Here is a 20827-nt window from a genome sequence, read left to right as displayed (position 1 = left end):
CGAGCATGACGGACAGTCGAATCGCGGTGATCGGCATGGCCGTACGGCTTCCCGGTGCCGAGGACGTGGCGGACCTGCGCTGGATGCTGACCCACGACTCGGTGGAGGTCGACGAGGTCCCGCCCAGCCGGTGGGCCCGCGACCACTACCTCGGCGACGGCGACCACCAGGGCACCCACCACCGGGGCGCCTTCCTCCAGGACCCGTTCTCCTTCGACCACGAGGCGTTCGGCCTGACCGCCGGTGACGCCGTCCTGCTCGACCCGCAGCAGCGGGTGATGCTGGAGGTCGGCGCGCGGGCGCTGGAGGACGCCGGCTACCGGTCCGTCCGCCGCCGCCTCGACGCGGGTGTCTTCGTCGGCGCCCGGATGAACTCCTACGGCTTCGACCACGGTCGTGGGCTGGCCCCGACCGGCCCGGCCGGCACCGGACGGCCGGTCCCGGCGGCGCTGTGGGGCCGGTCGCAGAACTTCGTCGCGGCCTGGCTCTCCGACCGCCTCGACCTCACCGGCCCCAGCCTGGTGGTCGACACCGCCTGCTCGTCCTCGCTGACGGCGGTCTGGTTGGCCTGCCAGAGCCTCGCCGCCGGCAGTTGCGAGATCGCGCTGGTCGGCGGCGTGGACCTACTGCTCGACCCGCTGACCTTCGTGCTGCTGTCCCGCACCGGCGCGCTCTCCCCGGACGGGCTGTGCCAGACCTTCGACGAGAAGGCCAACGGGTACGTCCCCGGCGAGGGGGCCGTCGCCCTGGTGCTCAAGCCGATGGCCACGGCGGTGGCCGACGGTGACCTCATCCTCGGCGCGATCGCCGGCACCGGCGTCAACAACGACGGCCGCACCATGGGGGTGACCACCCCCAACCTGGAGGCCCAGATCGCATTGCTCGACCGGGTGTACGACCGGATCGACCCCACCACCGTGCAGTACGTCGAGACCCACGGCACCGGCACCGCCATCGGCGACCCGATCGAGGTACGGGCCCTCACCGACGTGTTCGGCCGGCGCGGCGTCGCCCCCGGTGGCGTCGCGCTCGGCTCGCTGAAGCGGCGGATCGGGCACCTGCACTCGGCATCCGGCCTGGCTGGCCTGGCCAAGATCGTCCTCTGCCTGCGGGACGAGGTCGTCCCCGGGGTGCCGGTGTCCACCGTCAACCCGCGACTCCGGTTGGACACCGGCCCCCTGCACCTGCCGGCGCGTCCCCGGCCCTGGCCGGCGGCCCCGATCCGCCGGGCCGGCGTGAGCGGCTTCGGCTTCGGCGGCACCAACGCGCACGTGGTGGCCGAGGCGGCGACCGGGCCCGCGCCGACCACCGCCGGGGCCGGGCGGCACGCCGAGGTGCTGGTCCTCTCCGCCGACAGCCCGGACGTGCTGCGCGAACTGGCCGCGCAGTGGGTGGAGTTCCTCCCGTCGGTGGCCGGCGAGGTCGCCGACGTGCTCGCCACCGCCCGGCTCGGCCGCCCGGCCCGCGCCGTACGCTGCGCGGTCGCCGGACCGGACGCCGACCGCCTCGTCGCCGCGCTGCGCGCCCGGCTGCTGCGCGCCGACGTCCCGCTCGGGGAGCCCACCGGACGACCGCCCGTGGTGGCCGTCCGCCCGGTGGCCGGGTCCGCGCCGCCGCGCTGGCTGCTCGCGCTCCACCACGACGTGCCGGCGGTACGGGAGATCGTCGGCCGGTTCGAGAGCGCGGTCGGTAGCCCGGTGACGACGTTCTCCGGTCCGCTGCTGCGGATCTGCGCGGGGGTCGTCCTGGCCGTGGCGCTGCGCGACACCGGGGTACCCGAACAGGCGGTCGACCTGCCGTCCGGCTGGGCGTCGATCGCCGACTTCGTGCACGGACGTACCTCCCTGGAACAGGCGCTCAGCACGGTGCTGGCCGCCGGAGCCGCGACCACCGATGCCCCGGCCCCCGCCGGCCCGGACGTCGAGGCCCAGGTGGACCTCGGTGCGCGCCTCGCCGCCGCCACCGACGAGCGGGAGGTCGCCGGGGTGCTCGCCGCCGTCACGGCGGAACTCTACGAAGCCGGGGTGGACATCGACTGGGCCACCTTCCAGGGGCCGGTCGCCTGGCGCAAGCGCCTCCTGCCGGTCGGTCAGGCCCGGGGCCCCGCGCTGGACCTGCGGGAGCCGCTGCGCTCCGCCGAGCCCGGCGGCCCGCTGACGCTCGACGACGCCGGCCCGGCCGGGTACGCCTTCTCCCGCGTCTTCGGGCCGGGCGAGGTGCCGATCGCCCAGCACTCGGTGTACCGCCGGATCATGCTCCCCGGTGTCGCCTGGTTCGACTTCCTGCGCCAGGGCGCCGAGCTGCGCGGCGAGCCGTTCCACGGGGTGCGGGACGTGCTCTTCCACCGCCCGCTCATCCCGACCGGCGCGCACCGGGTGCTGTGTCGGGTCGACGCCGAGGGGCGGTTCACCGTCGCCGACGCCGACGACACCCCCTTCGTCACCGGCCGGTACGCCCGGCAACCCGATCCGACGCCCGCGCCGTCACCGCTCGCGGCGCTGCTCGACACCTGCTCCCGGGTGCACGCCGGATCCACCGTGTACCGCTGGCTGCGCCGCATCGGCTACCAGCACGGCCGGTACTACCGCAACATCTCCTGGGTCGCCAGCCTCCCCGGCGGCGGCACCCTCGCCCGGATCGAGGGGGGCCGGCAACGTGCCCTGAACCCCCCGGACGTCCAGCTCTTCCCGGGTCTGCTGGACAGCGTCACCATCGCGGCGATCGACCCGGACAACCCGGTGTTCGGCACCGACCACGTCACCGCGTTCATCCCGCTCTCCGTCGACCGGGTGAGCGTGCACGGTCCGCTGTCCGACGCCGCCTACGTCCGTACCGAGATCTCCTTCTGGAACGAGGAGGCGTGCCGGGTCACCCAGGTCGTCCTCGACGCCGCGGGCGTGCCCCTGCTGACCTTCGGCGACATCTCCTCCAAGCGGGTTCCCGTCCTCGCGTTCAGTGACCCGCCCCCGGCCGACACCACGCGGCGACCCGCCCCCGCCCCCGAGTCGTCCGCCGCGCCGGCCCGTACCCCCGCTCTCGAACCGTCGGTCGCCCCGTCCCCGTCCCTCGCCCCGGTCGAGGCCGTCGGGTCGGCCGGCGTGCCCGGGACGACACCGTTCGCTCGGGCACTCGCCTGGTTCCTGGCCCTGTCCGGTACGGACGCCGAGCACGTCGACGCCGAGTTCCTCTCCGCCGGCTTCGACTCCGTCGGCCTGGTCGGGCTCAGTGAACGACTGTCCCGGGAGAACGGGCTGTCGTTGTATCCGACCGTCTTCTTCGAGTATCCGACCCCCCGCAGCTTCGCCCAGCACCTCGTCGACGAGGCACCCGAGTTCGTGGCCGCGTTGGCCACGCCGCCGTCCGTCACGCCGCCGTCCGTCACGCCGCCGTCCGTCACGCCGCCGTCCGTCACGCCGCCGCCCGTCACGCCGCCGTCCGTCACGCCGCCGTCCGTCACGCCGCCGCCCGTCACGCCGCCCGCTGTCACGCCGCCGCCTGTTACGTCGCCGACCGCCGCCGTGCCGCCGTCGGCCGCCCCGGTTTCGGCCGTCACCGTGCCGACGGTTGCCGGCGCGGCGGAGCTTGCCGGGGTCGACGGGACGGACCCGGGGCGCGACATCGCCGTCGTGGGTGCCGCGATCCGGGTGCCCACCGCCGGCGACCTCGACGCGTTCTGGACGCTGCTCACCGACGGGCGCGACACCGTCGGTGCCCTGCCCGAGGGCCGGTGGCAGCCGCTGGAGGGCCCGGTACCGCAGGCGTCCTTCCTGGAACGGGTCGACGAGTTCGACCCCGTGCCGTTCCGGATCTCCGCCCGGGAGGCACCGCTGATCGACCCCCAGGCCCGCATCGTGTACGAGACCATCTGGCAGGCCCTGGAGGACGCCGGCCGGACGGGGCAGGGGAGCCCGGACAACCGGATCGGCCTGTGGATCGCCTACAGCCACGACCACTACCACGAGGAACGGTCCCGACACGGGGTGGCCGACGGGCGCGGGCTGGGCCTGGAGGCGATGATCCCGAACCGGCTGTCGTACCTGATGGACTGGCACGGCCCGAGCGTCGTGGTGAACACGCTCTGTTCGTCGTCGCTGGTGGCGTTGCACACCGCCGTACAGCACCTGCGGGCCGGCGACATCGACACCGCAGTCATCGGTGGCGTGCACGCCGCGATCAGCCCGGAGTACTTCGACTCCATGCGGGACCTGCGCGCGCTCTCGCCCAGCTTCCGTTGCCGGGCCTTCGACGTCGAGGCCGACGGGTTCGTGCCCGGCGAGGGGGCGGTGGCGATCGTGCTCCGCCGCCGGGTGGACGCCGAACGGGACGCCGACCGGATCCGGGGCCTGATCAGGGGGGTGGCGGTGAACCACGGCGGCCGGACCACCCGCTACTCCGCCCCGAGCCCCGCCGGACAGCGGGAGGTGATCGTGGCGGCGTTGCGGGATGCGGGTGTGGGTCCGGAGGGGATCGGGATGGTGGAGGCGCATGGGACGGGGACGTCGTTGGGTGATCCGATCGAGGTGGAGGGTTTGACGCGGGCGTGGCGGGGGTTTACGTCGCGGACGCAGTTCTGTGCGATTGGTTCGTTGAAGTCGAATATTGGTCATTTGGAGCCGGCGGCGGGTTTGGCGGGGTTGGTGAAGGTGTTGTTGTCGTTGGAGCACGGGGTGGTGCCGGCGACGTTGCATGTGGTGCGGCCGAATGACCATATTCGGTTTGAGGACACTCCGTTTTTTGTGGCGGATCGGCCGGTGTCGTGGCCTCGGGTCGAGGGTGTGCCGCGTCGGGCGGCGGTGTCGGCGTTCGGGATGGGTGGGGTGAACGCGCACGTGATCGTGGAGGAGGCACCGGCCCTGGCGGTTCGGGAGCCTCTGCCACAGGGGTCGTTCGTGGTGAAGGTGTCCGCGGCCAGTGAGGACGGGGTGCGTCGGCTCGCGGACGGGTATGCGCGCATGTTGTCGGGTGTGGATTCGTCTGTGGTGGGTGATGTGGGGTTCACGGCGAATGTGGGTCGTGCGTCGCATCGGTTCCGGGTGGCGGTGCAGGGTGTTGACGGGTCTGGGTTGGCCAATGCTCTGAGCGCGGTGGTGGGTGGGGATCGGCCGGTGGGTCGGTTGTCGAATCAGCCGCCGTTGTCGGTGTTCCTGTTCTCGGGTCAGGGTTCGCAGTATGCGGGGATGGGTGCGGGGTTGTACGCGACTGAGCCGGTGTTTCGTGAGGCGTTTGATGAGTGCGCTGAGCTGGTGGGGTCGTGTTCGGATGTGCTGTTGCGGGAGGTGGTGTTGGGGGGTCGGGGTGGTGAGTTGGTGCAGACGCGGTTCGCGCAGGTGGGGATCGTGTCGGTGCAGGTGGGGTTGGTGCGGTTGTTGGAGTCGTGGGGTGTGCGGCCGGGGTTGGTGGTGGGCCACAGTGTGGGTGAGTTGACGGCGGGTTGGGCGGCGGGGGTTTTCGGGTTGGGGGAGTTGTTGCGGTTGGCGGTGGTGCGGGGTGGGTTGATGCAGGCGCAGCCCTCGGATGGGGCGATGGCGGTGGTGTTCGCGGACGCCGGATCGGTGGAGGCGGTGTTGTCGTCGTTTCCGGGGGTGGAGATCGCGGCGTTCAACGCCCCGCGCAGTGTGACGATCTCCGGCCCGGCCGAGATGGTGGAGGCGTTCGGGTCGGGGTCGGGGTTGCGGACGCAGCGGTTGACGGTGAGTCATGCGTTCCATTCGGCGGCGATGGCGGGTGCGGTGGACCCGTTCGCCCAGGCGTTCGGGCAGGCGATGGTGTCACCGCCACGGGTCGGGTTCGCCTCCACAGTGACCGGTGGCTGGCATGACGCCCGATCAGTGGCCGACGGCCGGTTGTGGGGGGCGGGGATTCGCCAACCGGTGCGTTTCGCCCAGGCGATCGAGGCGGTGGGTGCGGCTGGTGGTCGGGTGTTCTGGGAGATCGGCGCGCATCCGGTGTTGACGGGCTTGGCCCGGGCGACCCTCACCGACACCGATCTGACCTGGTTGTCGACGCTACGACGGGACCACGACGACCAGGCGCAGCTCCACACGGCGGTCACGTCGTTCTACAACCAGGGTCACGGTGAGATCGACTGGGTCGGGATGCACCACGGGAAGGGACACCGGACCACCACCATCCCCACCTACCCCTTCCAGCGGCAGAGATTCTGGGTCCACGGTGGAGCCGACGAAACGGCGAATGCCACAGTCACCCGGCCGGCTCCGGAGAGACGGGAACCACCCAGACACAAGATCCACCTCTATCCGCCCGCCCGGGAAAACCACGTCGACAAGGACCGGATGTCATGACTACGGAATACGGACTCAAGCGTCACTTCAACGGTGACGCCGCCCGCCTCATCGGTGGGAAGATCCGCGAGGTCCGCCCGGACTTCGACGTCGAGGAATACGCCGCCGAGGTGGAGCGGCGCATTCCCGGAAAGGAGCTGAAGGACCGCGTCCTCGTCCTGGCGGAGGGGCTGCGCAGCCGGCTCCCCGAGGACTACCCCGAGAGCGTGCAGATCCTCCTGGCCATCCTCGGTGACGAACTCGCCGAGGGCGAGGGGATGTTCAACGTGAGCTGGTACCTCATGCCGGTGGCCCGGTTCGTCGAGGAGTACGGCCTGGACCACCCGGAGGTGTCCCTCGACGCACTGGTCGAGATCACCAAGCGGCACACCGCCGAGTACGCCATCCGCCCCTTCATCGAGCAGCACCACGAGCTGACGATGAAGCGGATGGCCGACTGGGCCCGCGACCCCAGCCACAACGTCCGGCGAATGGCGAGCGAGGGGGTGCGTCCCCGGCTTCCCTGGGCGCGTACGCTCACCGCCTTCGTGCGGGACCCGCAGCCCGTACTGGAGATCCTCGAACCGCTGCGCAGCGACTCCTCCGAATACGTGCGCAAGTCGGTGGCGAACAACCTCAACGACATCTCCAAGGATTCGCCCGACCTCGCGTTGGCCACCGCGTTGCGTTGGTCGCAGGAGAGCCCGACCCCGGAGACCACCTGGATCGTCCGGCACGCGCTGCGCACGCTGGTCAAGAAGGGCAACCAGGAGGCGTTGGCGATCGTGGGCGTCACCGGGGGCGAACACCTCCGGGTGCCCTCGATGCGGCTCCACCCGCGCAGCCTGGCGCTCGGTGATTCGACCATGATCCGCCTCGACATCGAGAACACCGACAGCCGCCGGCACACCGTCACCGTGGACTACGTGGTGCACCACGTCCGCAAGAACGGCCAGCGCATCCCGAAGGTCTTTAAGCTGACCACGCTGGACCTCGCCCCCGGCGAACGCCGGACGGTGGAGAAGTCGCACCCGGTCCGGGAGGTCTCCACCCGGCGCTACTACGCCGGCGAGCACCTCGTCGACATCCAGGTCAACGGCCAGGTGCTGGCCACCGACAGATTCGACCTCCGGCTGTGAGCGCCCCCCGTACGCCGCTCGCCGCCGACCACCCGGTGCTGCGCGACCACCGGATCGGCGGCACGCCGGTCCTGCCCGCGGCGGCGCAGCTCGACGCGATGCTCACCACCTGCGCGGCGGCCCACGACGGTGGCAGTTGGCGTCTCGACCAGGTGGCGTTCCTCGTGCCGCTGTCGGTCCCGCCCGGCGGATCGGTCGAGATCGAGACCGTGCTCAGCCCGGCGGGGGAGTGCACGCTCGGTTCGTGGCAGCCGGACGGGTCCGGTCCGGTCCTGCACAGCAGGGCCCGGGCCACCCGCAGCGCGTTGGCACCGCCGAGCTACCGGGACGTGGCGGGGCTACGCGCCGGCTGCGTCGACGAGGTGCCGCTCTCCGCCGTCGCCGAGTGGCGGCGGGGCAGCGGCATCGCGTACGGGCCGACGTTCCAGGCGATCCGCGCCGCACACCGGGGGCCCGACCGGATGCTGGCCGTGCTCCGCGCGTCCGGTGGGCTGACCGAGCGGCACTTCGTCCCGCCACCGCTGCTGGACAGCGTGTTCCAGTGCCTCGGGATGCTCGACGACGGCACCGCCGGGGCCTGTCTGCCCTGGTACGTCGGGCGGGTCACCGCCCGCCGCCCGGTGACCGGCACCGTCCTGGCCCTGGTCGAGCGGACCGACCCGGCGGGCGGGGCCGGCGGCGCGGTGCGCGGGCGGGCCACCGTCTGCAACCAGCAGGGCGAGGTGCTGTTGGAGCTGGACCGGATCGTCCTCAAGGCGGCCAGCCCCACCTCCGACCCGGCGGCGGCCTCCCGCCACCGGCCCCCGTCGCCCCACCTCACCCCGCTTCCCGCCGACCCGGCACCCGCCGGGACGCTTCCCGCCGATCCGGCCCCCGCCGACCCGGTGCCCGCTGACCCGGTGACCGCCGGGTCGGTCACCGCCGTGACCTGGCGGCCGGTCGTTCCCACCCCGGAGCCGGCGACCGAACCGGGCCGCACCTGGGTGGTGTCGGGGGAGGCCGGCGTCGAGTCGTACGAGGGTGGGCCCGTCCTGCTCACCCCGGCCGACCTGCACGACTCCCACCTCGACGAGACGCGCGTCGGGACGCCGCCCGTCGAGGTGGTCTACGTGGCACCGCGCACCGTGCGGGACCGGGCCGAGGCCGTCGCGCTGCTGCACGGCGTCTTCACCCTGGTCCGGCGGCTCGCCGCGCAGCCCCCGATGCCGGCCCTCACCATCGTCACCAACGCCGCCCAGCAGGTCACCGGGGACGAGTCGATCGAGCCCGGTCAGGCCGCGCTGTGGGGCCTGGCCCGCACCCTGCGGATCGAGCACCCGCAGACCCGGATCCGTCTCGTCGACATCGGACTGGCTGGCGGCACCGAGCCGCCGACCCTCGACGAGGTGCGGCACGGTGAGGCGGAACTCGCCTGGCGGGACGGGTCCTGGTACGCCCCCGCCCACCAGGAGGTGCCGGACGTGCCCGGGCGGTCGGCCCGGCGAGTGGCCGGTGGCCGGTTCCTCGTCACCGGCGGCCTGGGCGGTATCGGCCTGCACGTGGCGGAGTTCCTGGCCGGTGCGGGCGGTGCCCACCTCACCCTGGTCGGCCGCACGGTACCCACCGAGGGGCCGACCCGGGACCGGCTGGACCGGCTCGCCGCCACCTGCGACCTGCGGGTCGTCGTCGCCGACGTCCGTACGCTGCCGGACGTGCTGCGGGGCGCGGAGCCCTTCGACGGGGTCTTCCACGCCGCCGGTGTGTTGCGCGACGGGTTGGCGCGCAGCCTGTCGGCGGAACGGATCGACGAGGTTTTCGAGCCGAAGATCGGTGGGGTGCACGCGCTCGACGAGGCGTTCCCCGTCGACGCGCGACCCGGGTTCGTCGTCCTGTTCTCCTCCATCTCGGCGACCCACGGCAACCTCGGCCAGAGCTCGTACGCGACCGCCAACGCCTACCTCGACGGCTACGCCGCACGCCGTCGGGGCGCCGGGGAGGCGTGGTACAGCCTCGGCTGGGGCCTGTGGCGCGTCGGCATGGGTGCGGGGATCGCCGACGCCGCGGCGGCACGTGGCATTCCGGCACTGACCGCCGCCGCCGGCATCGCGCTGCTGCGGCACACCCTCGAACTGACTCCCGCGAACTACGTCGTGTCCGCAGTCGACGAACCGGAGGACGACCAGATGACCCCTGTGACCCCCGTCGAGACCCGGCTGTGGCCGGCGCTGTCGGCGATCCTCAAGCGGACCCTGCACGTCGACCGGGTGTCGCCCGACGACAACCTGCTGGAGCTGGGGCTGGACTCGATGATGGCGGTCGAGGTCTCCGCCGCGCTGGCCGGTGAGGGGTTGGACGTCGATCCGGTGGCCATGTTCGACCACCCCGACGTGGGCGCGCTGGCGCGGCACCTGGAAGGGCTGCCGCGCCACGCACCCGGGCCGGGCCCGGCCGCCCCGCCGCCCCCGTCCGCCGTCATGGCGGCCCCGCCCACCCCGGCCCCACCCGTCGCCGTACCGGCCGCGCCGGTCGCCGGGCGGTCCGGGTCCGCCGCCGTACCGGCCGGGTCTCCTGCCCGGCCGGCCGGTGCCTCGCCGGACGCGGTGGCCGCGTCGGCGACCCCGCGCTTCGTGCCGGACTGGGACCGCTACCGCGACGTCGACGGTGCCGCCGACCGGCACCCACCCCGACCTGACCACCGGCCGGAGGTCGGCCCGGCGGCGGAAAGCCCGGCAGCGAACGGATACCGGCCGACGGTGGGCCCGGCGGCGAACGGACACCGGCCGACGGTGGGCCCGCCGATCGGCCGGGAGCGGGCCGCCGGGCCGCCCGGCGTCGCCGTACCGGTCGGCGCGTCGGTGCCCCGCCGCACCCTGCCCGGCCGGCTCGGCGACCACCCGGGCGGCTCCTTCCTCGACCGGCGCATCGACGCGCTGTCGGTGGACGACCGGGTGGTCATCGCCCAGGACGACTACTTCTACGAGCCCGTCATCGAGGACTCCAAAGGCGCCTGGATCAAGTTCGACGGCCGCTGGTTCCTGAACTTCGCGTCGTACAGCTATCTCGGGCTGATCGGCCACGACTACATCAACCACCAGGCGCAGCGGGCCCTGGAGCGGCACGGCACCGGCGCGCACGGCGTGCGGCTGCTCGCCGGCACCCTGCACCTGCACCGCGAGCTGGAGCTGGGCATCGCCCGGTTCCTCGGGGCCGAGGACGCCATCGTCTACACCAGCGGCTACATGGCCAACGTGGCGACGATCGGCGCGCTGGTCGGGCCGGGCGACGTGGTGATCGGCGACGTGTACAACCACGCGAGCATCCTGGACGGCTACCGGTTGTCCGGCGCGACCGTGATCACCTACGCGCACAACGACCTGACCGACCTGGAACGCGCCCTGCGCCGGGCAGGCGACGCCGGGAAGCTGGTGGTCACCGACGCGGTGTTCAGCATGGACGGCGACATCGCCGACCTGCCCGGCATCCTGGCACTGTGCGAGCGCTACGACGCGCCGCTGATGGTCGACGAGGCGCACAGCCTCGGCGTGCTGGGCGCCACCGGCCGGGGCATCACCGAACACTTCGGCATCGATCCGGCCCGGGTCGCGGTCAAGATGGGCACGCTGTCCAAGACGGTGCCCAGCACCGGCGGCTACGTGGCCGGCTCCAGCGACCTGGTCTTCGCCCTGAAGAACAACGCCCGGGGCTGGATGTTCTCCGCCGCCGGCACCCCCATGCAGGTGGCCGCCGCGCGGGCCGCGGTGGAGGTGATGGAGGCGGCCCCGCAGCTCACCGGGGAACTGCGGGCGCTCACCGACAGGTACCGGGCGACGCTGCGCGGACTCGGGTTCGACACCATGGCCAGCGAGACCCCGGTGGTGCCGATCATCTGTGCCAGCGCCGGGCAGGCCCAGGAGATGGCCCGGCTCTGCCAGGTCGACGGCATCTTCGTCCAGCCCATCGTCTATCCCACGGTGCCCAAGGCGCTGCCCCGGCTGCGCACCATCGTCAACCTCAGCCACTGCGCCGACGACCTCGACCATGCCGTCGCCGTCTTCACCCGGGCCGGCCGGCAGGTCGGGCTCATTCCCTGAGAGCTGCCGGCGCGCTCCGACCCGAGACCCACCCGTGTTGCCGGCCGCCCGACCGGGCGGTCGGCGGAGGAACCCCGTCGAGAGGAGAACGCAGTGAGTGACATCGACAGCAGGGCCTTCTTCGGTGCCGTCCTGAAGGCCGTCGCCTGCACCCGCAACCACAACACCGACGAGACCGGTTACGCCGAGGGGGTGCTGACACCGACCGCCCGGATCCGGGAGTTCGAGAAGGAAATCGGCGACCGGGCGCTCACCCGGGCCGAGGCCGAGCAGGTGCTGGGCTGGCTGGACGCCACGTTCCGGGCCAAGCTCACCCCCGCCGAGGAGCGGGAGCACTACCACCGGTACATCGCCGAGGTGTCCGGGGTGACCCGGGCACCGGCCACCGTCGCCGCCTGACCGGCGGCGTCCGGTCCGGGGTGCGCCGCCGACCCGGTCCCGTCGGTGGCGCGCCCCGGCCACCCGCCCCCTGCCCGATCGTCGAGCGCCGAGGACGTCGCCATGTCGAAGCTCGCCTGGTACAGCCACGAGATCTGCTTCTGGCACGACCCCGGACCGGGGTCGGGCTACCTGCCGGTCGGTCCGGGCATCGAACCCCTGCGCCAGCACGCCGTCGACCCGGACCTGCGCCGGGCCGAGGGGCTGGTCCGGCTGGCCGGGGTGCTGGAACACTACACCCGGGTCACCCCCGAGCCAGCCACCGACGACGAACTGCTGCTGGTGCACGTGCCGGAACACCTCGACCGGGTCGAGGCGGCCTCCGCACTGGGCGCGGGCGACGCCGGGGTGTACGCGTACGTCAACCACCACAGCGCCCAGGCCGCCCGGGTGGCGGTGGGGGCCTGCGTGCAGGCGGCCACCGCTGTGCTCGACGGGCGCTTCGACCGGGCGTACTGCCTGGTCCGGCCGCCCGGACACCACGCCGAGCCGGACCGGGCGATGGCGCTGTGCCTCTACAACAACGTGGCGGTCGCCGCCCGGGCGGCGCAGCGGCACGGGGTACGCCGGGTGCTGGTGCTCGACTGGGACGTGCACCACGGCAACGGCATCCAGCGGACCTTCTACGACGACCCGGACGTGCTCTACGTCTCGATCCACCAGGAGGGGCTGTTCCCGCCCGCGTCGGGGCTGGTGACCGAGACGGGTGCGGGCGCCGGCGTGGGTCGTACCCTCAACGTGCCGTTGCCGGCCGGGTCGGGGCACGAGGCGTACCTGGCGGCGCTGTCCCGGCTGGTCACCCCGGCGGCGCGGGCCTTTCGCCCGGAGCTGATCCTGGTCGCGGCCGGTGTCGACGCGAGCGGTCACGACCCGATGGGTCGGATGATGTGCACCAGCCGGACCTTCCACGCGTTGACCGTGGGGATGTGCGCCCTGGCCGACGAACTCACCGGCGGGCGGATCGTCTTCGTCCACGAGGGCGGCTATTCGGCCTGGTACCAGCCGACGCTGGTGCTGGCCATCGCGTCGGCGATCGCCGGCCTGCCGGAGCCGCCCGATCCCTTCCTGCACTCGCTGGAGCACCTTCCCGGGCAACGGCTGCGACCGCAGCAGAGCCGCGTGGTCGAGCACCTGGAAGCCCACCACCCGATGCTGGCACGAGGAGGGCGGAGCCGATGAACGGCTGGTTGATGCGGGTGGGTGCGGGCCTGCGGCACCCGGTCGACGGCGGGTCCCGGCCCGCCGGCCCGGGCCGCGGCGGGCCGTGGGCGCGACTGATCGCGCTGCCGCACGCCGGCGGCTGGCCGTCGGCGTTCCGCACCTGGCGGCCGGTGCTGCCGGCGGGGGTCGAGCTGCTGGTCGCCCAGTTGCCCGGCCGGGGGCTGCGGGCCGGCGAGCGGCCGCTGCGCCGGGTGGCCCCGCTCGTCGACGGCCTCAGCCGCGCCGTCGCGGAGCTGCCACCGCTGCCGTACGCGGTCGTCGGGCACAGCTTCGGCAGTGTGCTGGGCTACGAGCTGACCCGGGCGATGGAGCGGCTCGGCCGGCCGCCCCGGCTGCTCACGGTGTCGGCCCGCCAACCGCCGTGCTTTCCCAGCGAGCCGCCGTTCGCGCACCGCCGGACCGACGCCGAGCTGCTGGAACACCTGGTGGAGATCGGCGGGATCGGCCCGGAACTGCTGCACCGGGGGGACCTGGTGCGGCCCGCGCTGGCCGCGATCCGGGCCGATCTCGAAGCCATGGAGACCTACCGTCGACCGCCGACCGGGGTGGCGGTGCCGATCCTGTCGCTGGGCGCGGTGGACGACCCGGTGGTCGTCGCCGACCGGCTGCACCTGTGGTCGCTGGAGACGACGGGGGCCTTCACCCGCCGGATGTTCACCGGCGGCCACTTCTACCTGTACGCGCCGGACACCGCAGCCACCATCGCGGAACATCTTTTACCGCTTTGTTTCCCCCATCTGGCGGAACATCAAGAAATGTCCCACCCCAGTGCGACCCTGTCGCGCTGACCACTCCGCACGATCCAGAGAGGAACCACCTTGGGCACCACGAGCGAACCGCAGCACCGGGCGAGCCCCCGGGAATGGCTGGGCCTGGCAGTGCTGGCACTGCCGACGCTGCTGCTCTCCATCGACATGAGCGTCCTGCACCTCGCGGTGCCGCACATCAGCGAGAGCCTGCTGCCCAGCGCGCCGCAGATGTTGTGGATCATCGACATCTACGGCTTCATGATCGCCGGCCTGCTGGTGACCATGGGCACGCTCGGCGACCGCATCGGCCGGCGTCGGCTGTTGCTGATCGGTGCCGCCGCGTTCGGGGTCGCCTCGGTGATCGCCGCGTACGCCGACAGCCCCGCCATGCTGATCGCCGCGCGCGCCGTGCTCGGCATCGCCGGCGCCACCCTGATGCCGTCCACCCTCGCGCTGATCAGCAACATGTTCCAGGACGCGAAGCAGCGGGGGATCGCGATCGCCGTCTGGGTCACCATGTTCTCCGTCGGCATCGCGCTCGGCCCGGTGGTCGGCGGCGCGTTGCTGGAGTACTTCTGGTGGGGCTCGGTCTTCCTGCTGAACGTGCCGATCATGGCGGTGCTGCTGCTGGCCGGCCCGCGCCTGCTGCCCGAGTACCGGGACGCCGACGCCGGCCGGCTCGACCTGACCAGCGTGGCGCTGTCCCTGGCTACCATCCTGCCCGTCATCTACGGCCTCAAGGAGCTGGCCAAGGACGACCCGGGCCTGCTGCCGGTGCTCGCCATCGTCGTCGGCCTGACCGTCGGCGTGTTCTTCGTCCGCCGGCAGCGGGGTCTCACCAGCCCGCTGATCGACCTGCGCCTGTTCCGCAACCGCGCGCTGACCACCGCCCTGGTGGCGATGCTGTTCAGCATGCTGATCGCCGGGGGGACGTATCTCTTCGTCACCCAGTACCTCCAGTTGGTGGTGGGGCTCTCCCCGCTGCGCGCCGGGCTCTGGCTGCTACCGGCGGCGCTCGCCCTGATCGTCACCTCGATGCTCTCGCCGGTGCTGGCCGCGCGCTTCGCCCCGGCGCACGTGGTGGCCGTCGGCCTGGCCGTCTCGGCGGTCGGGCACCTCACCCTGGCCCTGGTCGGCAGCGAGGGCGGGCTCACCCAACTGGTGGTCGGCTTCCTCCTGGTCTATGCCGGGGGTGGGCCGCTGATCGCCCTCGGCACCGACATCGTCGTCGGCTCGGCACCGCCCGCGCAGGCCGGATCCGCCTCGGCCGTCTCGGAGACCAGCACCGAACTGGGCATGGCGCTCGGCGTCGCCATCCTGGGCAGCATCGGCACCATCGTCTACCGCAGCCAGCTGACAGTTCCCGAGGGAGCCGCCGCGGGCGACACGCTGGCCACCGCCGTCGCCGCCGCCGAACGGCTGCCCGGGGAGGTCGGCGCGACGCTGCTGGCCTCCGCCCGGGAGGCGTTCACCGACGGGCTGAACGTGATCGGCGCGATCAGCACCGTGATCACCGTCCTGCTGACCGTCGCGGTGCTGACCATGGTCCGCGGACGACCGGCGGGGTCGGACGACGCACCGGTGGCCGACGCCGACGCCGTGCCGGCGCGGACGGCGTCCTGACCGGCGTCCGCCCGTCGGGCCGGGGCGGGCCGGTGGACCACGCGGCCACCGGCCCGGCCCGGGGCCGCCCCGGGATCAGTAGGCGTAGCTGACCGAGATGGTGACGTTCGGGCAACCACCGGCCAGGCTGGTCAGGGCGTTCTTCTCGGTACTGTCGACGGTGAGCCGCCAGCGGGTCTTGGTGGCGACCCACTCGGTGACGTACCGGCACCGGGCGGTGGCGTACGGCGGCAGCCAGGTTGCCGGGTCCTGGTCGCCCTTGGCCTGGTTGACGTTGTCGGTGACGGCCGCCAACGGCCGGCTGTCACCGAGGTCGTTGGCGTACGCCTGGCGGCGGCTGGTGGTCCAGCTGCGTGCCCCGGAGTCCCACGCCTCGGCGAGCGGCACCATGTGGTCGATGTCGAGGTCACCGGCGGCGGTCCAGTAGGCGTTGTCGTAGTAGGAGTACCAGCGGCCCCCGCTGAGGGCGCAGCCGCTGCCGACGGCGGGCGCGCTGACCGCCTCGGCGAGCAGCACCTCGTTGCGGGTGGTGCAGCCGTCGCCGTCGGCGTCGATCCAGTGCGGGAAGAGGTCCCGGCTGTAGCCGGTGCGGTTCTCGGCGGCGACGGTGAGGTCGGCGACGGCGGTGGTCAGCGGGGCGGAGTAGCCGGCGGCCCCGGCGGGGTGGGCGAGGCCGGTGGTGGCGAGGACCGCGGTGAGGATGGTCGCGGCGGCACGCGGGCGTCGGTTCATGGTGCTCCGTCCAGGTGAGATGTGGGCTCCCTGGGAAATGTATAGACGAAGATCGAAGCATTGGTCCAGCACGCGTTCCGTGAACGATGGACGAAATCGCCTGTCAGCGGCGGGCTGGCAGCCGGGCCAGCTTGTCCGGGTTGACCACCAGCAGCAGCCGTTCGATGCCGCGTACCGAGGTGTCAAGCGTGATCAGGGTGACCGGGCGGTCGCTCGCGACCAGCAGCCCGGGGCCGCCGTTGACCTCGACCAGGTCGATAGTCGTCGTCCGCCAGTACTTGCGCCGCACGTTGTCCAGGAAGGTGGTCACCCGGGCCACCCCGCACACGTCGCGGCGGGCCGCGTGCACCCGGCCGCCACCGTCGGAGCGGGCCACCACGTCGGCGGTGAGCAGCTGCTCCAGCGTGGCCAGGTCGCCGTCGCGGGCCGCACCGAGGAACGCCCGCACCAGTTGCCGCCGCCGCTGCGGCGGGGCCGGCGTGGACCCCTCGACGGCGAGGTGCCGCCGCGCCCGGCTGGCCAGTTGCCGGGCGTTCGGCTCGGAGGTGCCGAGCACCTCGGCGATCTCCCGGTACGGGTAGTCGAACGCCTCGCGCAGCACGTACGCGGCCCGCTCGGCGGGGGCCAGCCGCTCCAGCAACAGCAGGACCGCGACGTCCAGCGCCGCCGCCCGTTCCGCGCCCAGGGTCGGGTCGGCGCTGGTGTCGACCGGTTCGGGCAGCCACGGCCCGACGTACGTCTCCCGGGTGGCCCGCGCCGACGTCGCCGCGTTCACCGCCAGCCGGGTGGTCGTGGTGGTCAGGAAGGCCGCCGGGTTGCGTACCCCGCTCCGGTCGACGCCCTGCCAGCGCAGCCACGCCTCCTGCACCACGTCCTCGGCCTCGACGACGCTGCCCAGCATCCGGTAGGCCAGCCCGAACAACCTCGGCCGCACGTCGAGGAACGCGGCCAGGTCCGCCGCCGCCACGGTCGGTTGCCCGTCGGCGGTGGCCCCGGAGCCGGTCGTCATGCACCTACCGTAGGCGGCACGACGCGCGGACCCGACGTCACCCGACGTCGGGTCCGCGCGCAGGGTCAGCGTGCGCGCCACTCGGCCAGCCGGATGCCACCGGTACGGGCGTCGCCGAGCGGGACCAGCGACTGCTCCGTGAGCAGCGCCCCGAAGTAGCGCCCCTGCGGGTCGGTGACCACCGACCGGGGGTCACCGGCGGCGGCCAGCGCCTCCCGACCCAGCTCGTCCATGCCGAACCGCTGTGGCCCGGCCAGCTCCACGATCCCGTCGACAGGTGCGCCGACCGCGATCTCGGCCACCACCGCCACCACGTCGTCGGCGGCGATCGGCTGGATCAGCGCCGGGGGCAGGCGCACCTCGTCGCCCACGACGGCGGACTCGACGATGGCCGGCACGAACTCGAAGAACTGGGTGGCGCGTACCACCGTCCACGGAATCCCGGCCGCCGCGATCAACGCTTCCTGCGCCACCTTGGCCCGCATGTAACCGCTGTCCGGGATGCGGTCGGCGCCGACGATGGACAGCGCCACGTGATGCCGTACACCGGCCTCAGCCTCCGCGTCGAGCAGGGTACGGGTGGACGTCTCGAAGAACGTCAGGACGGCCACCTCCTCGAACGACGGTGAGTTCGACACGTCCACCACGACGTCGGCGCCGTCGAGCGCCTCCGCCACCCCCACGCCGGTGAGCGTGTCCACTCCGGTGCGCGGCGAGGCCGCTACCGCGTCGTGGCCCTGCTGCCCGAGCAGCGCCACCACTCTGCTGCCGATGAGTCCGCTGCCCCCGATGACGACGATCTTCACAGTTGATCCACTCCCTGTCCGTCCGTGGCGGTCGTACCACCCTGCATCCATACGACCGGCCGGGTCGTCGATCCGTGACAGCTCCGGCCCGATTCGCTCGTCGCCCGCCGGCTCCCGGCAGCCGCGGCACTGCGCCCACCGGCCGATCCGCCAGCTCACCAGCGCCGTGCCGGCAGGCCGGTCCGTCGCCGGGTAGCGTTCCGGCGGTGGGTGCGCCGGCACCCGGGTGAGGGAGAGATCATGGTGGCCACGACGACGGTGGAGGTGCCGACCAGCGACGGCGCGGCGGACGCCTACCTGGTCCGGCCGGACGACGACGGGCCGTTTCCGGCGGTGCTGTTCTTCATGGACGCCTTCGGACTGCGCCCCCGGCTCGCCGAGATGGCCGAGCGGATCGCCGCGCGCGGCCACCTGGTGCTGGTGCCGAACCTGTTCCATCGGGCCGGCCGGGCACCGCTGTTCGACCTCGGTGACTTGGCCGACCCGCAGCGGCGCGGCGAGCTGTTCGGGCGGATCGTGCCGCTGATCACCGCGCTCACCCCGGAGCTGATGGCCCGGGACAGCGGGTCCTACCTGGACTTCCTGGCGGCCCGTGACGACGTCGCGCCCGGACCGGTGGCGATCGTCGGGTACTGCATGGGTGGCACCAACGCGCTGCGCGCGATCGCGGCGCATCCGGACCGGATCGCGGCGCTGGCCAGCTTCCACGCCGGCCGGGTCGTCACCGACGAGCCGGACAGCCCGCACCTGGGCGTCGGCGCAGTCACCGGTGAGCTGTACTTCGCCCACGCCGACCAGGACGCGTCGATGACCGCCGCACAGATCACCACGCTGGAGCGGGCGCTCGACGCCGCCGGGGTCAGCTACCGCTCCGAGCTTTACCCCGGCGCCGCCCACGGCTTCACGATGGCCGACACCCCGCTCTACGACGAGCAGGCCACCGAGCGTCACTGGTCCGCCCTGTTCGACCTGCTCGACCGGACCTTCGGGGGGAGCGGCGCGGCGGCCGGATGACGGTCGGCGCGCGGCCTCATGACAGTCGCGTGACATTCGGCCCGGGGCGGCCCTGAGCCGGTTTCACCACCCGGTCGCCGGGGGCAGAAGCCAGGCGACAGCGACTCGTGGAGGGACGGAACACGTGGAAGTACAGGGCTTCTTCACCGCCATCATCATCGGCCTGGTCATCGGAGCGCTGGGCCGGTTGGTGGTGCCGGGCAAGCAGAAGATCTCCATCCTGCTCACCCTGGCCATCGGCGTGGTGGCCGCGATTCTCGGCACTCTGGTGGCCGCGGCGCTGGGCGTCGACGAGACGGCCGGCATCGACTGGATCGAGCTGTTCATCCAGGTGGCCTTCGCGGCCATCGGTGTCGCCCTCCTCGCCGGTACGTACGGCCGACGTCGGCACTGACCTGCGCCCCCGTGCCGGCCCACCCCCTCCCCGGGGCGGGCCGGCACGGCTGTCGGCCCCCGTCCCCGCCGGTCAGCGGTCGGCGGGTTCGTCCTGCCCGGCGGGAGGCGGGAACGCCAGCGCCACGGTCAGGTCGAGCACCGTGCCGGGCTCGTGCAGCCGGTCGCCGTACAGCTCGCGCAGCCGACCCATCCGGTAGCGGACCGTCTGCGGGTGCACGAAGAGGTCGGCGGCGACGTCGTCGCGGCGGCCCTGGTGCAACAGCCAGGAGCGCATCGTCTCGGCCAACCGCGCGGCGGTCGCCGGTGAGAGCGTGGCCAACGGCGCGAGCACCTGGGCCCGCAGGTCGGCGAGCGCCTCCGGATCGGTGTGCAGCACCAGCCGGGCCAGGTGTTCCTCGGTGTCCAGCGCGGCGCCGTCCGCCGGTGGAGCCACGCCGAGGGCGAGCGCCTTCAACACCCGCTGGTACGACCGGGCCACCGCGACCCAGGGGCGGGCCGGCCCGAGCACCGCGCGGTGTCCGTGCAGCACCGTGGCGAGCTGCCGTCTTCGCCCCCCGTGCATGTCCGGTACGAGCAGCAGCGCCGCCTCCTCGGCCCACTGCGTCCCGGCCAGCTCCTCGCCGCTCTCCAGGGTCTGCGGGCCGAGCACGGCGAGCACCGCACGCAGGCTGCTACGCGGCAGCGCCGCCACGGTCAGGGTCTGCGGCGGGGGCCACTCGGCCCGCTCGGCGCTGCGCCGCAGCACCTCCTCCGGTTCACCGGCGAGCAGTTGCTGGGTGAGCCGGTCCAGGTCCCGCCGCCGGGCCCGACCGACGTTGGCCAGCTCGTCGGAGTGCCCGGCGACGCTGGCGGCGGAGAGCTCGTCGATGTAGGCGAACATCAGCTCGGCGAACTCGGCGACCGTCTCGGCGGAGAGCCCGCTGCGTACGGTGGTGGTGGAGACCTCCCGCCAGGCCACCCGCGCCCCCACCCGGTACGCGGCCAGCAGCGAGTCCATGCTCCGCCCCGCCCGCGCCTCCCCGGCGCCCAACGCGTACGCGGCCTCCAGCGCCCGGCTCAGCGGGGTGCTCGGGTCGGCCGCCCCGGCCCGCTCGATGAGCTGGAGGAAGGTGCCCAAGGCGATCCGTACCGCGTTCTCGATCTTCTCGCGCATCTGACCGGTGAGGGTGCCGGAGTAGGCGGGCACCTCGCCGGTGATGGTGGTGACGGTGTGCGCGGCGACCAGCGGCAGCCGGCTGCGTAACCGCTCGGCCACCTGAGCGTCGAGCTCCAGTCGACCGCCAAGGTGGCCGGCTGCCCCCGATTCCGACATGTTGTTCCCCTCGAACAAGAAATCGCGCCCGATTCAC

Annotated in this window: 13 protein-coding genes; 9 read left to right on the top strand and 4 right to left on the bottom strand. The window is 73.1% G+C overall.

The features are described 5' to 3' along the window. The first annotated feature begins 5 nt into the window (after positions 1–5). The 7 genes from AC0AIB_RS01370 to AC0AIB_RS01340 all read left to right on the top strand — a co-directional run bounded on the left by AC0AIB_RS01370 (position 6) and on the right by AC0AIB_RS01340 (position 15521). Positions 6–6302: a beta-ketoacyl synthase N-terminal-like domain-containing protein gene (locus AC0AIB_RS01370; RefSeq protein ID WP_465095836.1), complete on the top strand. Its 6297-nt coding sequence runs from the start codon at positions 6–8 to the stop codon at positions 6300–6302. Next, positions 6299–7420, top strand: a complete 1122-nt coding sequence (locus AC0AIB_RS01365; protein ID WP_328346052.1) for a DNA alkylation repair protein — start codon at positions 6299–6301, stop codon at positions 7418–7420. Before AC0AIB_RS01370 ends, AC0AIB_RS01365 begins: the two co-directional genes overlap by 4 nt. Further along, on the top strand, positions 7417–11490 hold the full coding sequence (locus AC0AIB_RS01360; protein WP_465095835.1) for an aminotransferase class I/II-fold pyridoxal phosphate-dependent enzyme: 4074 nt from the start codon (positions 7417–7419) through the stop codon (positions 11488–11490). The genes AC0AIB_RS01365 and AC0AIB_RS01360 overlap by 4 nt, the downstream gene beginning before the upstream one ends. A gap of 93 nt (positions 11491–11583) precedes the next feature. Next, positions 11584–11889 carry a hypothetical protein gene (locus AC0AIB_RS01355; protein ID WP_328346056.1) on the top strand — a complete coding sequence of 102 codons (306 nt, stop codon included), beginning with the start codon at positions 11584–11586 and terminating at the stop codon, positions 11887–11889. 102 nt (positions 11890–11991) lie between these two features. Next, entirely contained in the window at positions 11992–13107 is a 1116-nt protein-coding gene (locus tag AC0AIB_RS01350; protein WP_465095834.1) for a class II histone deacetylase, read from the top strand. Beyond that, positions 13104–13937 carry a thioesterase II family protein gene (locus tag AC0AIB_RS01345; protein ID WP_328346059.1) on the top strand — a complete coding sequence of 278 codons (834 nt, stop codon included), beginning with the start codon at positions 13104–13106 and terminating at the stop codon, positions 13935–13937. Before AC0AIB_RS01350 ends, AC0AIB_RS01345 begins: the two co-directional genes overlap by 4 nt. 126 nt (positions 13938–14063) lie before the next feature. Continuing rightward, complete coding sequence (locus AC0AIB_RS01340) at positions 14064–15521, top strand: MFS transporter (protein ID WP_465095843.1); 1458 nt, start codon at positions 14064–14066, stop codon at positions 15519–15521. A 75-nt stretch (positions 15522–15596) separates the two neighbouring features. Here the strand turns inward: AC0AIB_RS01340 and AC0AIB_RS01335 are convergent, their stop codons facing one another. The 3 genes from AC0AIB_RS01335 to AC0AIB_RS01325 all read right to left on the bottom strand — a co-directional run bounded on the left by AC0AIB_RS01335 (position 15597) and on the right by AC0AIB_RS01325 (position 18068). Further along, the gene (locus AC0AIB_RS01335) at positions 15597–16253 is read right to left on the bottom strand and encodes an HNH endonuclease family protein (protein WP_328346063.1); all 657 of its coding nucleotides are present in this window, start codon (positions 16251–16253) and stop codon (positions 15597–15599) included. A 103-nt stretch (positions 16254–16356) separates the two neighbouring features. Further along, complete coding sequence (locus AC0AIB_RS01330) at positions 16357–17262, bottom strand: RNA polymerase sigma-70 factor (protein ID WP_328346065.1); 906 nt, start codon at positions 17260–17262, stop codon at positions 16357–16359. A gap of 65 nt (positions 17263–17327) precedes the next feature. Continuing rightward, positions 17328–18068: an SDR family oxidoreductase gene (locus AC0AIB_RS01325; protein WP_328346067.1), complete on the bottom strand. Its 741-nt coding sequence runs from the start codon at positions 18066–18068 to the stop codon at positions 17328–17330. Positions 18069–18308: 240 nt separating this feature from the next. Here AC0AIB_RS01325 and AC0AIB_RS01320 point away from each other — a divergent pair, with 240 nt between their 5' ends. Next, positions 18309–19082 (top strand): dienelactone hydrolase family protein, encoded by a 774-nt coding sequence (locus tag AC0AIB_RS01320; protein ID WP_442930699.1) that lies wholly within the window; start codon positions 18309–18311, stop codon positions 19080–19082. A 124-nt stretch (positions 19083–19206) separates the two neighbouring features. Beyond that, positions 19207–19476 carry a GlsB/YeaQ/YmgE family stress response membrane protein gene (locus tag AC0AIB_RS01315; RefSeq protein ID WP_328346069.1) on the top strand — a complete coding sequence of 90 codons (270 nt, stop codon included), beginning with the start codon at positions 19207–19209 and terminating at the stop codon, positions 19474–19476. A 72-nt stretch (positions 19477–19548) separates the two neighbouring features. Here the strand turns inward: AC0AIB_RS01315 and AC0AIB_RS01310 are convergent, their stop codons facing one another. Next, positions 19549–20790, bottom strand: a complete 1242-nt coding sequence (locus AC0AIB_RS01310) for a PucR family transcriptional regulator (RefSeq protein ID WP_328346071.1) — start codon at positions 20788–20790, stop codon at positions 19549–19551. Between the last annotated feature and the right edge of the window lie 37 nt (positions 20791–20827).

The organism is Micromonospora sp. DSM 43699 (assembly GCF_055517075.1).
Note: the sequence above shows the minus strand (reverse complement) of the source record. Positions and strands in the feature narration are given on the sequence as shown.

Excerpts from the sequence above, each read along its gene's own strand:
- AC0AIB_RS01345 (WP_328346059.1), top strand. The coding sequence starts at position 13,104 with ATGAACGGCTGGTTGATGCGGGTGGGTGCGGGCCTGCGGCACCCGGTC.
- AC0AIB_RS01320 (WP_442930699.1), top strand. The coding sequence starts at position 18,309 with ATGGTGGCCACGACGACGGTGGAGGTGCCGACCAGCGACGGCGCGGCG.
- AC0AIB_RS01310 (WP_328346071.1), bottom strand. The coding sequence starts at position 20,790 with ATGTCGGAATCGGGGGCAGCCGGCCACCTTGGCGGTCGACTGGAGCTC.
- AC0AIB_RS01330 (WP_328346065.1), bottom strand. The coding sequence starts at position 17,262 with ATGACGACCGGCTCCGGGGCCACCGCCGACGGGCAACCGACCGTGGCG.
- AC0AIB_RS01365 (WP_328346052.1), top strand. The coding sequence starts at position 6,299 with ATGACTACGGAATACGGACTCAAGCGTCACTTCAACGGTGACGCCGCC.
- AC0AIB_RS01335 (WP_328346063.1), bottom strand. The coding sequence starts at position 16,253 with ATGAACCGACGCCCGCGTGCCGCCGCGACCATCCTCACCGCGGTCCTC.
- AC0AIB_RS01370 (WP_465095836.1), top strand. The coding sequence starts at position 6 with ATGACGGACAGTCGAATCGCGGTGATCGGCATGGCCGTACGGCTTCCC.
- AC0AIB_RS01340 (WP_465095843.1), top strand. The coding sequence starts at position 14,064 with ATGAGCGTCCTGCACCTCGCGGTGCCGCACATCAGCGAGAGCCTGCTG.
- AC0AIB_RS01350 (WP_465095834.1), top strand. The coding sequence starts at position 11,992 with ATGTCGAAGCTCGCCTGGTACAGCCACGAGATCTGCTTCTGGCACGAC.